13 protein-coding genes are annotated in these 14,658 nt (G+C 42.5%); 10 read left to right on the top strand and 3 right to left on the bottom strand.

The window, feature by feature from the left end:
• A partial coding sequence (locus MUS1_RS16195; protein ID WP_211236481.1) for a DUF6314 family protein occupies positions 1-217 on the top strand: 217 nt, incomplete at its 5' end.
• Positions 218-391: 174 nt separating this feature from the next.
• Here the strand turns inward: MUS1_RS16195 and MUS1_RS15105 are convergent.
• Positions 392-1,198 carry an amino acid ABC transporter permease gene (locus tag MUS1_RS15105; RefSeq protein WP_245595832.1) on the bottom strand — a complete coding sequence of 269 codons (807 nt, stop codon included), beginning with the start codon at positions 1,196-1,198 and terminating at the stop codon, positions 392-394.
• Positions 1,199-1,316: 118 nt separating this feature from the next.
• Entirely contained in the window at positions 1,317-2,108 is a 792-nt protein-coding gene (locus MUS1_RS15100; RefSeq protein WP_156924903.1) for a transporter substrate-binding domain-containing protein, read from the bottom strand.
• A gap of 104 nt (positions 2,109-2,212) precedes the next feature.
• Here MUS1_RS15100 and MUS1_RS15095 point away from each other — a divergent pair, with 104 nt between their 5' ends.
• From MUS1_RS15095 to greA, 6 genes are all read left to right on the top strand, one after another.
• A complete protein-coding gene (locus tag MUS1_RS15095; RefSeq protein ID WP_245595831.1) occupies positions 2,213-3,118 on the top strand; it encodes a hypothetical protein in 906 nt (301 codons plus the stop codon).
• Between the two features lie 31 nt (positions 3,119-3,149).
• Positions 3,150-3,620 (top strand): GNAT family N-acetyltransferase, encoded by a 471-nt coding sequence (locus MUS1_RS15090; RefSeq protein WP_051436387.1) that lies wholly within the window; start codon positions 3,150-3,152, stop codon positions 3,618-3,620.
• A 36-nt stretch (positions 3,621-3,656) separates the two neighbouring features.
• Positions 3,657-4,214: a DJ-1 family glyoxalase III gene (locus MUS1_RS15085; protein ID WP_245595830.1), complete on the top strand. Its 558-nt coding sequence runs from the start codon at positions 3,657-3,659 to the stop codon at positions 4,212-4,214.
• Positions 4,215-4,474: 260 nt separating this feature from the next.
• Positions 4,475-5,611: a glutamine-hydrolyzing carbamoyl-phosphate synthase small subunit gene (carA, locus tag MUS1_RS15080; protein ID WP_036163956.1), complete on the top strand. Its 1,137-nt coding sequence runs from the start codon at positions 4,475-4,477 to the stop codon at positions 5,609-5,611.
• A gap of 23 nt (positions 5,612-5,634) precedes the next feature.
• Entirely contained in the window at positions 5,635-8,850 is a 3,216-nt protein-coding gene (gene carB / locus MUS1_RS15075; RefSeq protein WP_036163954.1) for a carbamoyl-phosphate synthase large subunit, read from the top strand.
• Complete coding sequence (gene greA / locus MUS1_RS15070; protein WP_036163952.1) at positions 8,850-9,326, top strand: transcription elongation factor GreA; 477 nt, start codon at positions 8,850-8,852, stop codon at positions 9,324-9,326. The genes carB and greA overlap by 1 nt, the downstream gene beginning before the upstream one ends.
• A 172-nt stretch (positions 9,327-9,498) precedes the next feature.
• Here greA and dld read toward each other — a convergent pair whose 3' ends face one another.
• Entirely contained in the window at positions 9,499-11,241 is a 1,743-nt protein-coding gene (gene dld, locus MUS1_RS15065) for a D-lactate dehydrogenase (protein ID WP_036163950.1), read from the bottom strand.
• A gap of 180 nt (positions 11,242-11,421) precedes the next feature.
• Between dld and lplA the strand changes: the two genes are divergently transcribed.
• From lplA to MUS1_RS15050, 3 genes are all read left to right on the top strand, one after another.
• A complete protein-coding gene (gene lplA, locus MUS1_RS15060) occupies positions 11,422-12,435 on the top strand; it encodes a lipoate--protein ligase (RefSeq protein ID WP_036163948.1) in 1,014 nt (337 codons plus the stop codon).
• 134 nt (positions 12,436-12,569) lie between these two features.
• Positions 12,570-13,256 (top strand): response regulator transcription factor, encoded by a 687-nt coding sequence (locus MUS1_RS15055; protein WP_036163943.1) that lies wholly within the window; start codon positions 12,570-12,572, stop codon positions 13,254-13,256.
• Positions 13,253-14,650: a histidine kinase sensor domain-containing protein gene (locus tag MUS1_RS15050; protein WP_036163941.1), complete on the top strand. Its 1,398-nt coding sequence runs from the start codon at positions 13,253-13,255 to the stop codon at positions 14,648-14,650. The genes MUS1_RS15055 and MUS1_RS15050 overlap by 4 nt, the downstream gene beginning before the upstream one ends.
• Positions 14,651-14,658: the final 8 nt, after the last annotated feature.

The following is a 14,658-nucleotide window of genomic DNA, read 5'->3' as shown; positions in this document are numbered from 1 at the left end:
CTTTGACATCTTTTTCTCTGATGGGGCAACAAAAGGCGATGTGTTTCTGAGTTTTGCTTTTACCCAAGCCAGTATTCTCACGTCACATCATTTATGTATCAAAGACCATTATAACGCGAGGTTTGAGTTTTTATCAGACAATGAGTTTGAATTGAGCTTTAACGTGATGGGTCCGAAGAAAGACTATTCTATACAAACCCAATTTACTCGAATATAAGTTCATCAATTTTAAGTTTATTCTCGACAAGGGTGTTGCTGAAAACCTAGCATCTAGCTAGATACAGATGCTTCTCTAATTGACCCGAGACGTCGAACACTGTCAAAACAGTAAATGGCAGTGGAATGAATGCGTCTTTTTGAAGTCAATGGCGGATCCGCGACAGACTTTTACTCAATGATGGTCGTTGCGTCTTAGGTGGCTTTCAAAAGCTCTAATTAACAGTGATAAGCTCAATGTCAGCGTTAGATACATAAAGGCAACGACGTTATAGGTTTCAAAAAACTGAAAGGTGGAAGAGCTAAAGACTTTGCCCAGTTGGGTGATGTCTTGTACGCCTAAAACGGAAACAAGAGCAGAGTCTTTGATCATGGCGACGAGGTCATTACCAAGAGGCGGTAATATTTTTCGCATGGCTTGTGGCAAAATGATCAGGCGGAAGCGATGCCAGCTTGATAGCCCCAATGCTTGGGCTGCTTCAATTTGTCCTTTGCTTACTTCTTGAATGCCTGCACGAAATACTTCCGCGATAAAGGCACTGTAACTAATCGCAAGAGCAATAATGGCACGCCACAATAAAGTAAAGTCGCGAGTTCGTGCTTTTTCAATCCAGCCTTGTTCGATAGGAATTTGCATTGCCCAGTTATAGAAGTTAACCACTTCAGGTGCACCAACAAAGGCAATATAAAAGAGTAAAACGAGAACTGGTATACCGCGAAAAATTTCCACATAGAAACGAGCAACTTCACGCACGATGCGATAACGAGAAAATCCTGCCAAAGCCACGACTAAGCCAATTGAACTGGCAATGATGAAAGCCGTAAAGGTGACGCCTATAGTCGTCAGTAATCCTTCGCTTAGCGCGCCTGCAATTCGTTGGTAGCTTTGATCAGCAACCATGTTCCATAGTAAAACTAAGGCGATAACAAAGATGGTAACTAGCCACCAAGGTGTGCGTTCTAGCGTTCGTTTCAAGGGCATCATTACGTAGCGGTGCAACCATTTAATAGATGGTCGAATAAAGAAAAAACGATCGACTATTAAGTAAAAGAAGATCGGTTACAAGCTGACTCTTAATATAGAATCATTGGTTATCGGCTTACTGCTGGTTGTAGTCGAAGAACCATTTTTTGTTTAGTGCATCTAAAGTGCCGTCAGCTTTCATGCTTTTAATCACTGCATTGACTGGCTCAACAAGGTCAGAACCCGGTGTGAAGATAAAGCCAAAATCTTCTGAGCCCAATGGGCCACCGATAATTTTAAACGCACCTGGGTTTGCTCCAATGTAGCCACGAGCTGAAGCCGCATCCATTAATACACTGTCAACATCGCCTGATTTAAGCGCTTGAACCGATGCTCCAAAGGTTTCTAATAAGGTGATACGAGGGTTATCTTCATTGCCATCTAATACATCATAAACAGCAACGTAGAAATTCGTTGTGCCGGCTTGCGCTCCAAAATGAAAATCATCATTCGCCGCGAAAGATTCAGCGTCGGTGAAGCGGTTTTCATCTGCTCGAACCAACATGAACTGTTGAGATGTTAAATAAGGAGCAGAGAAGTCAATTTGCTGTGCCCGTTCTTCATTGATGGTAATGCCATCCATACCGACGTCGTATTGTTCTTGTTTTACCGCTTGGATCATGGTGTCCCAGCTACTTAAGTGCCATTCAATTTTGGCGTTAAGGCGCTTACCAATTTCGTTCATTGCATCGTATTCCCAACCAATGCCTTTGCCTGTGGCTGGATCTACAAAGTTTAAAGGAGTGTAGGCATTTTCAGTTACGGCCAAAATCGTACGGCCTTTTAGATCTGGCAAGCTGTCGGCAAAGCTCAAGCTGCTGATAGATACGGCCGCAATAATGGCTAAGCGAGATAGCATAGAGATCATAGTGTTTACCTTTTAGACGATGTGTTGGGTTTTGTGGGATTAAATAATGGCGGAGATTATACACAGGAGATGAAGATCAGACCATTGAATCTTGTGGCGATCGAGTGGCATGTCATGACATAAGCGCGTATATTTGTAACCTATATTTCAACATCTCAGTAGCGATTCTTAAGGTCATTATGTTCCGTGAGTTAACCCCAAAAGAAGCCTTCCAAAACCATTGCTTAGCGCAAATGGGCGTTACTTCTTGGTTATCTGCGCCTGAAGGTGTTTCCGGCACGATATTCATGCCGTCTCAACCTTGGGGGTTAAAGGCAGAGATTAGTGTGGCGACGGTTGTTAATGATGAGGTCAGTCTTGCCTCTGTTGGTTTTGGTGCAGCGGTGCCTGAACCTGTGGTTAAGATGCTGCCAGAAGAGAAAGAGCAATCAGTTAATTACCTTCGTGAACAGCTTAACGCTGGGCCAGAGATTATTGTTGAAGATTTACAGCCAATTGAAGAGTTGGCAGTCGACATTGTCGTGGAGCCCGACCCTGCTATTAAGAGCCGAGTGACGCGCCTTGATATTCGCGCGTATGCTTTATCGAATAAATTATTGATCTTGAGTGATGTTCCACAAGTATTCTCTCAAGAAGAAGAGGTTGAACGGCTTGCTCTGAAAATGGGGCAGGCCTTATTAAAACAATCTATTGATGAGTGGCAGGGCAGTGCTTTTTCTTGGCCAGGCGCGTTAAAAAATCAGCATTTTTTGATGCGCACCGATTGGCTGTTTGGTGCAGTTGAAAGCTATATTTCTCGCTTGGTGAAAAGTTTTACTGAGCCGCCGATGTTGGTGCTTGCTGGTAATCATATTTCCCAATTGGTTGACGATTTGCCTGCCGAAAGCCCCTTGAAAACCTACCCAACCGCGCGCATTGTTAGTTTATCGGAATTGCATCGCATTCCCGAGTTACGCAAAGAAGCATGGGAAATCATGCAATCTAGTTTTTTTGACGTAAATACTCATTGAAGTATCTAGTTACTATAGGGCGCTGAATCTTATGATGTCGTCTATTTCTATTCGTCAGGCTGTTGGGTCTGACCTTTACGCTCTTGTCTCTCTTGATGCTTTATCGAACCCTCATCCTTGGGGGGAATCCTTAGTACTTGATGCATTAAAAACGCGAAAAAACTGGGTAATAGAGCGTGTTGAGAAAGTGTCGGGTCAATCTCCTGAATCATTGTTAGGTTGGTTGACGGCGTCTCAATGGGGGGATCAGTCTGAATTAGAGTTGATTGTTGTGAGCCTGGATGCGCGTCGCCAAGGTTTGGCAAAAAAACTCATGACTGAGTGGTTAGCGAATATTAAGCATGAAGGTGTGAGTGAGTTCTTGTTGGAGGTTCGAGAATCCAATGTCGGCGCAATCAGCTTATACGAGTCGTTGAACTTTGAGCTAGTGGGGCGTCGTAAAAATTATTATCAAACAGAGCAGGGTCATGAAGCTGCCTGCTTGTTTACATTAAAAATGTAAAACACATTTATTTATAGAAGAGGCTGGGGTTTTAGTATGAGTATGAGCAAGGTATTGGTTCCTATCGCCAACGGCAATGAAGACATTGAAACCATCACTATTATTGATGTGTTACGTCGCGGTGGTATTGAAGTGACAGTGGCGAGTGTGCATGACTCGAAACACATTGTCATGGCGCACGGTTGTAAGCTTGAAGCCGATGTTTTGTTAACAGACGTTGCTGACATAATGTATGACGCCATTGTGTTGCCTGGCGGAATGCCGGGAGCCGAAAATCTGAGAGATAGTGAATTATTAACGAATATGCTGGAAAAACACGACATAGAAGACGCTTTGTTGGCGGCCTTGTGTGCATCGCCTGCGGTTGTGTTTGGAACGCATGGTTACGTCATTGATAAGCAGGCAACTTGTTATCCGGGATTCGAAGACGGTTTAACCGGCGCAGAATATATATCCGACCTTCCTGTCGTGATGGATGAAAACATCCTTACTGGAAAAGGGCCAGCGGCCGCGATGGTCTTTTCATTGACTGTTTTGGGTAACTTGAAAGGATATGAAACAGCGCAAAAAGTGGCGGACGACTTACTCTGCTAGTGATTTCTGATTCTTGACTAAAGAGTCAGTTAAAAAGCCGTAAAATCGAACGTTTTTGGCGATTTACTTAGGATTCAAGGTGGACGCTCGCGGCGGATGGTAGTAAAATTGCTCAGATTTTTTGAGCGTTGTATTTATCAGAAAGTATTCGAAAGACTAATGATAAATCGGCATCAAAAACGCAATTATTTAAAAGCGAGATGGATCTAGGTTCGTCTCGCTTTTTTGCAACCTGAATAGGCTCTAAACGGGAGGTTCCTTTGGCAACAACAGCGATTCTAGCTCTGGAAGACGGCACAGTATTTAAAGGTGTGTCGATCGGAGCTGATGGCTCATCAACTGCTGAGGTAGTATTCAATACCTCAATGACTGGTTATCAAGAAATTCTTACCGATCCTTCCTATGCTCGACAAATGGTCACCTTGACCTATCCCCACATCGGGAATACTGGCGTTAACTCTGAAGATGAAGAATCCAGCAATGTATGGTGTGAAGGTTTGATCATTCGTGATCTTCCTTTGGTTGCTAGCAGCTGGCGTTCAGAAGAATCTCTTGATTCTTACCTTAAACGTAAAGGTGTCGTGGGTATTGCCGACATTGATACGCGCAAACTAACGCGTATTTTACGTGAAAAAGGCGCTCAAGCGGGTTGCATCATTGCAGGTGATGACGCTCTAGAAAAAACAGAAGAGGCCATTGCAGCAGCACGCGCTTTCCCAGGTTTGAAAGGAATGGACCTAGCGAAAGAAGTGACTGTCAAGAAAGCATACGAGTGGACAGAATCTACTTGGGATCTTGTCAAAGGTCACACAACACCAGATTCTTCTGAGTTTCATGTGGTTGCTTACGACTACGGTGTGAAGCGCAATATTCTTCGCATGTTGGTTGAGCGTGGTTGCCGTTTGACGGTTGTTCCAGCACAAACGCCAGCAAGTGATGTTTTAGCAATGAATCCAGATGGCGTTTTCTTATCAAATGGTCCAGGTGATCCAGAGCCATGTGATTACGCTATTCAAGCCATCAAAGAAATTCTAGAAACGGATATTCCCGTATTCGGTATTTGTCTTGGTCATCAGCTTTTGGCTTTGGCATCCGGTGCGAAAACTAAGAAGATGAAATTCGGCCATCATGGTGCGAACCATCCAGTACAAGCAATAGAAAAAGGCACAGTGATGATCACCAGCCAAAACCATGGTTTTGCGGTTGATGAAGACAGTTTGCCAGCGAACCTTGTGATGACTCACAAGTCTTTGTTTGATGCTTCTTTGCAAGGTATTGCTCGTACAGATAAAAGCGCGTTTAGCTTCCAAGGTCATCCGGAAGCAAGCCCAGGGCCACATGATGTTGCGCCTTTGTTTGATCAGTTCATTGAAAACATCAAAGCATCCAAAGCCTAAGCCTAAGCAGGAACGAAAAGACTATGCCAAAACGTACTGACATAAAAAGCGTTTTAATTTTAGGTGCTGGCCCGATCATCATCGGCCAGGCCTGTGAATTTGATTACTCTGGTGCGCAAGCGTGTAAAGCGTTACGAGAAGAGGGCCTTCGCGTCATTCTTGTTAACTCTAACCCAGCGACCATCATGACTGATCCAGCCATGGCCGATTCGACTTACATCGAGCCTGTTGAATGGAAGACCGTGGCAAAAATCATTGAGAAAGAACGTCCAGATGCGGTTTTACCGACAATGGGTGGTCAAACTGCATTGAACTGTGCGCTTGATCTTGAGAAGCACGGTGTATTGGCTGAATTCGGTGTTGAAATGATTGGTGCGACAGCAGACGCGATCGATAAAGCAGAAGACCGAAACCGTTTTGATAAAGCCATGAAAGCCATTGGCCTTGAATGTCCTCGTGCTGGTATTGCTCACTCAATGGAAGAAGCAAAAGAAGTGCAAAGTGACTTAGGTTTTCCTTGTATCATTCGACCTTCTTTCACCATGGGCGGCACCGGTGGTGGTATCGCATACAACATGGAAGAGTTTGAAGAAATTTGTACTCGTGGCTTGGATTTATCTCCAACCAACGAATTGCTCATCGATGAATCTTTGATCGGTTGGAAAGAGTACGAGATGGAAGTTGTCCGTGACAAAAAAGACAACTGCATTATTGTTTGTGCGATTGAAAACTTTGACGCGATGGGAGTTCACACAGGTGATTCCATCACTGTGGCGCCAGCACAAACACTGACAGATAAAGAATATCAAATCATGCGTAACGCGTCTTTGGCGGTATTGCGTGAGATCGGTGTTGAGACAGGTGGTTCAAACGTACAATTCGGTATGGACCCAAAAACAGGTCGTCTTGTGGTTATCGAGATGAATCCTCGTGTATCTCGTTCTTCTGCTTTGGCATCGAAAGCGACTGGTTTCCCTATTGCAAAAATTGCTGCGAAATTGGCGATTGGCTATACATTAGATGAATTGCAAAACGACATTACTGGTGGTCAAACGCCAGCGAGTTTCGAGCCAGCAATTGACTATGTTGTGACTAAGATTCCTCGATTTACTTTTGAAAAATTCCCAACAGCGAATGATCGTCTAACGACTCAGATGAAGTCTGTGGGTGAAGTCATGGCGATTGGCCGTACTTTCCAAGAGTCTTTGCAAAAAGCATTGCGTGGTTTGGAAGTCGGTGCAGATGGCTTTAATCCTCAGTTGGATTTCTCAGAAGAAAACAGTAAAGAAAAATTAGCTTACGAGCTTCAGTCTCCAGGTGCAGATCGTATTTGGTATATTGGTGATGCTTTCCGTTCTGGCATGTCAGTAGATGAAATCTACGCAGCAACGGGTGTTGATCATTGGTTCTTGGTGCAAATCGAAGACTTGATCAAAGAAGAAGCAGGATTGGCAGATAAAGGTTTGGTAGATCTGAGCTACGACGTGATTCGTCGTTTGAAGCGTAAAGGTTTCTCCGATGCTCGTCTTGCAACCTTGTTGAGCGTGACTGAAAAGTCCTTGCGTGAACGTCGTTACTTGATGAACGTTCATCCAGTCTACAAGCGTGTTGATACCTGTGCGGCTGAATTTGCTACGAATACGGCTTACATGTATTCCACTTACGAAGATGAGTGTGAAGCGGCGCCAACGGACAAAGATAAAATCATTATTCTAGGTGGTGGTCCAAACCGTATCGGTCAAGGTATTGAGTTTGACTACTGCTGTGTACATGCCGCATTAGGTTTGCGTGAAGCGGGTTACGAAACCATCATGGTGAACTGTAATCCAGAAACGGTTTCTACCGATTACGACACATCGGATCGTTTGTACTTCGAGCCAGTAACGTTAGAAGACGTATTAGAAATCGTACGCAAAGAAAAACCAAAAGGCGTTATTGTTCAGTTTGGTGGTCAAACACCTCTGAAAATTGCCCGTGCTTTGCAAAACGAAGGTGTGCCAATTATCGGTACAACACCTGAGTCGATTGACCGTGCAGAAGATCGTGAACGTTTCCAAAGCATGATTCAGCGTTTAGGCTACAAACAGCCACATAACGCGACTGTTCGAAGCGTTGAACAAGCGGCTGTTAAGGCGGCTGAAATCGGTTATCCGCTCGTTGTTCGCCCATCTTATGTATTGGGTGGCCGCGCGATGGAAATTGTTTATAACGAAAAAGATCTAAACCGTTATATGACAACGGCAGTGAAGGTCTCTAATGACAGCCCAGTATTGCTTGATCACTTCTTGAATGCCGCGATTGAAATTGATATCGATTGTATCTCTGACGGTCATCAAGTGGTTATCGGCGGCATCATGCAGCATATCGAGCAAGCGGGCGTTCACTCTGGTGACTCAGCATGTTCTTTGCCTCCTTACTCATTGTCTGAAGAAGTGCAAAACGACATTCGTGACATGATTAAGAACATGGCGCTTGAGCTTGGCGTTATCGGTTTGATGAATACTCAGCTTGCTGTGCAAGATGGTGAAATCTACGTAATCGAAGTTAACCCTCGCGCATCACGTACAGTGCCTTTCGTTTCTAAATGTATCGGACGTTCTTTGGCGCAAGTTGCTGCTTTGGTTATGTCAGGTAAAACGTTGGAAGAGCTTGGTTTCACGAAAGAAATTATTCCTTCTTACTACAGCGTGAAAGAAGCGGTGTTCCCATTCAACAAGTTCCAAGGTGTCGATCCGATTCTTGGACCTGAGATGAAGTCTACGGGTGAAGTCATGGGTGTTGGCGATACATTTGCTGAAGCCTTTGGTAAAGCGGTTCTTGGTGGTGGTACTGAATTGCCAACATCCGGTCGTGCTTTCATCAGTGTCCGTGATATGGACAAAGAAGGGGCGGTAGCGGTTGCTCGTCGTTTGGCTGATCTAGGCTTTGATCTAGTTGGTACAGAAGGCACAGCGAAATACTTGTCTGATAATGGCGTTGCTGTTCGTAAAGTCAACAAGGTGAACGAAGGTCGTCCACACATTGTTGACATGATGAAAAACGGTGAGATTGATTACATCATCAATACTACATCTGGCACACAGGCCATTACAGATTCTTCTGTCATTCGTCGTACAGCATTGCAGCGCAAGGTTTGTTACACTACGACATTGGCTGGTGCTGAAGCCACAAGTATGGCGATTGGCTTAACGGGTGAAACGAAAGTTAGAAGACTGCAAGATTTGCACTTGGGGAAATAATGAAAAAAGTACCAATGACAGTAGAAGGTGAAGCGCGTCTAAGAGAAGAGCTAAATCATCTTAAAACTGTCGTTCGTCCTCGTGTGATTGCGGATATCGCAACTGCGCGTGAGCACGGCGACTTAAAAGAAAACGCAGAATACCATGCTGCTCGTGAAGAGCAGGGCTTTGCTGAAGGTCGTATTAAAGAGATCGAAGGTAAGTTGTCTGACTCACAAGTAATTGATGTGAAATCATTGCCAGCTTCATCTAAAGTTATCTTCGGCACAACAGTAACGCTTTTTAATGTCGATACTGAAGACACGGTTACTTACAAGATTGTTGGTGACGATGAGTCAGATGTGAAGGTTAAGAAGATTTCTTATGCTTCACCGATTGCTAAAGCTATTATTGGGAAAGAAGAAGGCGACGAAGTTGTCGTTAAAATCCCAAGCGGTGAAGCAACGTATGAAATCGAGAAAGTCCAATACCTATAAAAATTTAATATTTTTAAAAGTATTGGAAGCTCTTCTGGAAACCACGATGTGAAAGCATCGTGGTTTTTTAATGTCTGTTTTATTGAGCATAAGATAAAAAAAGAGCGCATATTAAGCGCTCTTTTTTTAGGAACTCTATTGATCAAGAATTCGATAGGTTATTAGAAGACGTTTATTTTTTCTGATCACCGCAACATCCACAGTTATCTGCGCCAGAGATTTCAGCCCAATGTTTTAACTTGGATGTTTTACCAATGCCAGGATTGAAGCTGTTTGTTGGGTCGATTTTTTGATAGAAGCTTTTTAATGTATCTTTCGCTGCGTATTCATGGCCGACATTATGTTCTGCTGGATATTCTGCTCCTCTTTGATCAAAAGTCGCTAGGATCTTATTTTTTAGAGCTTTGCTATCGACACCTTTTTTCACAATGTAGTTTTGGTGCATAACGTGGCAGAACAGGTGACCATAATAGTATTTGTAAGCGATCTGCTCTTCAATTTCAGGTGCTAGTGTTTCAAACCAGTCTTTTTCGTTACGTGGGAAAGCAACGTCTATAGTCATCATGCTACCAAGCTTTGAGCTGTTGAGTCCGTGGAAACGACCAATGGCACCAGCGGCAACAAAGCGATGCAATATGGCTTTTTCACCTTCTTTTGGCGTACATTCAAAGAAATCACCGTCTTTCTCTTTAAATAACTCAGTTAGATATTGTCGGGCTTCGTCTACGCCGTCATTGCAAGTTTCGATAATCCAATGATGCTCATATTTATCACGATATTCTTCCATGCGCTGAGGTAGATGGTTTGGCCATAAATAGCTAAGACCTTGCATGATTCGATCTGATAATTTACTTGGTAAAAAGCTGAATTTTCCAGCGATGCGATCAACTGTACGCTTTAAGCCAAATAGCTTTGGAATGTATTTTGACCCCAGCTTATCGATGACAACAAAGGTGTCTTTACCGTATTTTTTAGAATCGTCATAACATTGGCGGTGAATATATTCCCCTGAAACAGGTAAGTTTTTAAAGTTAGCCAGCATGTGGCGACGAATATGGTAAAAATCTTCAGTGTCATTCGTTCCGACATAGAAAACTTGTTGTTTTTCAGGGATTTCAAAGGTGTCCATACGGACGGCAAATACGGCTAATTTCCCTGCGCAACCTGCAGATTCGTGCAAACGTCGCCCATCGTTGTTGAAGCGTGATGGCGTGTCTGCTTCTACGTCACGAATACGCTCGTGGTACTCGTTGTCAGAGGCGCGTTTTTCAGGGAATTCGATATCAGAAACTCGATATTTTTTCTTATCTAAATTGGTCAGAATTTCTTCTGGAGTATCTCCGAGTTGAACGCCTAAATTGTTGACTAAAGTTAAGCTGCCGTCAGCTTCTACTTGAGCAAATAATGACAGTTCGGTATACGCTGGGCCACGCTGTACCAGTGCGCCGCCTGAGTTATTACAAATGCCGCCAACAATGGATGCGCCTATACAAGAAGAACCAATGACAGAATGAGGTTCACGGCCATAAGGTGCTAACGTTTCTTCCAAACCGAATAAGGTGCTACCCGCTAACGCAATAATTTGCTTGCCTTCATCTATCAGCTGGATCTGGTCGATACGCATGGTGTTGATAATAACAATCGGACGATCATAGTCTTTCCCATCAGGAGTGGAACCACCTGTCAGTCCTGTGTTTGCGGCTTGCATGATGACAATCACATCAGCTTCATTACAAGCTTGTAATGCTTTCCAGACCTCTAGCAAGCTTGCTGGGCGAACCACAGCGATGGCTTCACCGGAACCAAATCGAAAACCTTTGCAATAAGGCTGCATCTTATCTGGATCAGTTAGCGTGTAATTTTGACCAATGATTACTTTTAGATTTTTTATAAGATGTTGTATCGCGTCAGCCATGAAGGTTCCTGTCGAATGTCTGGAGTAAATATTGAGCTCTGATCTTAACTTAATAGGGGTGGAGTTGGTAAGGCATGATGTCAATCAAAAGCGAATAATAGATAAAAGGCTTGGAGTAAAAATCTATTGATTATTATTATGATATATTTGACCTCTTTTTATTAATTGTAAGGATGCCTAATGGCGAGCCGTATTTTATTGTCTGAGTCTAATGATCCGCATTTTAATTTGGCTGTAGAAGATTGTATTTTTCGGTCTATGCCTGCAGATCAGCGTGTGCTTTTTTTATGGCGGAATGCCGATACAGTGGTTATAGGCCGTACACAAAATCCATGGAAGGAGTGTAATGTTAAAAATATCGAGCAAGATAATGTGAGTCTTGTTCGTCGTCAAAGTGGTGGCGGTGCTGTCTTTCAGGATTTAGGTAACTCTAATTTTACTTTTATGGCAGGCAAGCCAGAATATAACAAAGATGTGTCTACTAGCATTGTCTTGAAAGGCTTGAAGAAACTGAATATTGAAGGCTATGCCAGTGGTCGTAATGATTTTGTTGTTGGCGAAGGTGATAGCATTAGAAAGTTCTCAGGTTCAGCTTATAAAGAAACTAAAGATCGAGGGTTTCATCATGGTACTTTGTTGCTGCATGCTGATTTGACTCGTCTTGCCAATTACTTAAATCCTGATCCTAAAAAACTTCAATCAAAAGGAATTACTTCGGTACGTTCTCGAGTGACGAATTTAGAAAGTCTGCGAGCAGATATAAATCACAACATGGTTTGCGAAGCGATTATCCAAGCTTTTTGTGAGCATTTTGATGAAACGCCAGAGATCGAATATATCTCTCCAGAGACCCTGCCAGATTTACCTGGTTTGGTGGATCGATTTGCCCAGCAACAAAGCTGGGATTGGAATTATGGAAAATCGCCGCAGTTTACCCATACCTTAGATGAACGCTTTAAATGGGGTGGTGTTGAGCTACATTTAGATTTGAGAAATGCTCAAATTACCGCGGCAAAAACCTTTACAGACAGTCTCTTTCCAGATCCCATTGAGCAGCTTTCAGAAAGGTTAATTGGCGTGACGTATCGACCAGACGCTATCGCTGCTTGTGTAGATTCACTAATTGAAAGCTTTCCCGATTACAAAGCAGATTTAGAAGAGATGAAAGACTGGCTAGTCAAAGCGATTTCCTAGTTCATCAAAATGGTTTGGTTAAAAGGGGTTGCATTTAAGAGGCCTGAAGCGTCCCCTTTTTTAGCTAGTTGTTTTTATGAAAAGAAAAACATAAAATGAGAATTGTTTTCATTTCTATGTGAGTACCTTTCTGTATGTTAAATTCTAAGATTTTAATCATTGAAGATGATGTTTTCTTAGGTCAGAAAATGTCTCAACTTTTGGAGTCTAAAGGTTTTAAGATAGAGGTTTGTCATGATGGAGAGCAAGGCCTGTTGGCAGCCCTTAAATCGTCTTTTGATTTGATTTTATTAGATGTCATGTTGCCCAACATGAATGGCTTAAACGTATTGAATCTGCTGCGTAGAGAGCGCCAAACACCTGTGATGATGATTACTGCATTGGGTGCAGAAGAGGATCGTATTAAGGGGTTAAGTATTGGTGCAGATGATTACCTCCCTAAGCCTTTTAATTTCACAGAAATGGCATTGCGTGTTGATGCACTATTACGACGTTCGTTACAGAATAAAGAACCAACAAATACGTTAGATCTAAAAGATGATCACTTATTCTTATCCCGCCTTGAAAAAAACATTAGTTACAATCAACAATTTATAGAATTGTCTCCTATTCAATTTCGACTCCTGTGGCTTTTGGTCGAAAACAAAGGCGATACCCTTACTAAAGCGTTTTTATCTCAAATGGCATTAGGCAAAGCCTATAACCAATATGATCGAAGTCTTGATATGCACCTGAGTCGTATTCGGAAAAAGCTTATCGCGACAGGAATGCCAAGTGAATACTTAATAACTGTACATGGGAAAGGGTATTGCTACCGATGAAAAAACGCCTGTTATGGAATCTACTTTTTGTTATCGCGGTGGGTACTGTAGTTTTTTTTTGGTTGATTGACCTCATTTCAAAGCATACCGAAGAAAGCATGAGCTTTATCGATGTATCGTATCGAGAAGAGCTTAGAGAATATGCTAGAGAAGCTGAAAGGATACTTTATGAAGAAGGCGAAGACGCTCTAGAAATTTGGGTGAAAGAAGTTGAAGAGAGAGAAGATACATGGATTGCCATTGCTCAATCGTCGATTACAACATTGTCCAATACAAGTCTTTCACAGAGTTATACCGATAATTTTTGGTTAGGTCGTAGTTTGGAGTGGAAAATTCATCTGTACTTTGCAGAAAATCCAACCATGGATATTTTTTTTGAAGACGGAGTGAATCACTTTTTAATCCAGCTACCACAAAGAATGCGCCCAGGTTCTAACTTGTTAATTATCGACCTGATCTTACAAATAGGCATTCCCTTTTTACTGCTTTGTTTAATCACTTTTGTATTATACAGACACATGATGAAGCCATTAAAAAAGCTAGAAAAAGCAACTCGTCAATTCAGTAAAGGACAATTAGACGTACGTGCAAGTGACGGTTTTTCCCATCGAGATGATGAGCTGACCAAACTTGCTTCTACTTTTGATCACATGGCTGGTCGAATTAGTAGGCTAATTACAGATCAGCGCCAATTATTGGCTGATTTATCACATGAGTTGAGAACACCGTTAACGCGATTAAATATCGCTGTAGATTGCGTTGAGCAAAACTTAGACTCGGACAAGGCCTTGGAAAGGCTTCGGTATGAATCCTCTAATATGCAGGGCTTAATTGACGATGCGTTAACACTTGTTTGGTTTAACACTGAGTCGCCAAAGCTCGATCTTGAGGATTTAGAAATCACTTCTCTTTTACAGGTAATCGTTGAGGATGCTCAATATGAGTTTTCTCAGCATAAGGTTAGATTGATCCAATTAGAGAGCGAGTTTTTTATAAAAAGCGCTCAACAGGCGTTAACCGCTGCGTTAGAAAATATTATAAGAAATGCACTTTTCCACACACCAATAGGTAAGACTGTTACGGTGGAGCTTAAGCAAAAAATTGACAATATTACCATCGAGGTAAGAGATCAAGGTTACGGTGTACCTGAAAAATATTTAGAAAAAATATTTAAACCCTTCTTCCGAATAAAACAAGAAAATCAGGATACTGAGCGAAGTGTTAGCTCTAAAAAAAGTGGTTATGGTTTGGGGTTAGCTTTGGCTAAACGTCAGGTCATTGCTCTTGGCGGCTCAATATATGCGGAAAACCTTTCTCACGAACAAGGTGCAGGATTAATGGTCTGTATTCAATTACCCTACTGCGCATCATTAACTCAAAGAAGAAATGAATAGCCCTTTCT

The sequence above is a fragment of the Marinomonas ushuaiensis DSM 15871 genome (genome assembly GCF_000521805.1).
Lineage (GTDB): Bacteria > Pseudomonadota > Gammaproteobacteria > Pseudomonadales > Marinomonadaceae > Marinomonas > Marinomonas ushuaiensis.
Note: the sequence above shows the minus strand (reverse complement) of the source record. Positions and strands in the feature narration are given on the sequence as shown.

Coding starts and splice junctions, on each gene's coding strand:
- MUS1_RS15050 (WP_036163941.1), top strand. CDS start 13,253: ATGAAAAAACGCCTGTTATGGAATCTACTTTTTGTTATCGCGGTGGGT.
- carB (WP_036163954.1), top strand. CDS start 5,635: ATGCCAAAACGTACTGACATAAAAAGCGTTTTAATTTTAGGTGCTGGC.
- MUS1_RS15085 (WP_245595830.1), top strand. CDS start 3,657: ATGAGTATGAGCAAGGTATTGGTTCCTATCGCCAACGGCAATGAAGAC.
- greA (WP_036163952.1), top strand. CDS start 8,850: ATGAAAAAAGTACCAATGACAGTAGAAGGTGAAGCGCGTCTAAGAGAA.
- MUS1_RS15105 (WP_245595832.1), bottom strand. CDS start 1,198: ATGCCCTTGAAACGAACGCTAGAACGCACACCTTGGTGGCTAGTTACC.
- MUS1_RS15090 (WP_051436387.1), top strand. CDS start 3,150: ATGATGTCGTCTATTTCTATTCGTCAGGCTGTTGGGTCTGACCTTTAC.
- lplA (WP_036163948.1), top strand. CDS start 11,422: ATGGCGAGCCGTATTTTATTGTCTGAGTCTAATGATCCGCATTTTAAT.
- MUS1_RS15055 (WP_036163943.1), top strand. CDS start 12,570: ATGTTAAATTCTAAGATTTTAATCATTGAAGATGATGTTTTCTTAGGT.
- MUS1_RS15100 (WP_156924903.1), bottom strand. CDS start 2,108: ATGATCTCTATGCTATCTCGCTTAGCCATTATTGCGGCCGTATCTATC.
- dld (WP_036163950.1), bottom strand. CDS start 11,241: ATGGCTGACGCGATACAACATCTTATAAAAAATCTAAAAGTAATCATT.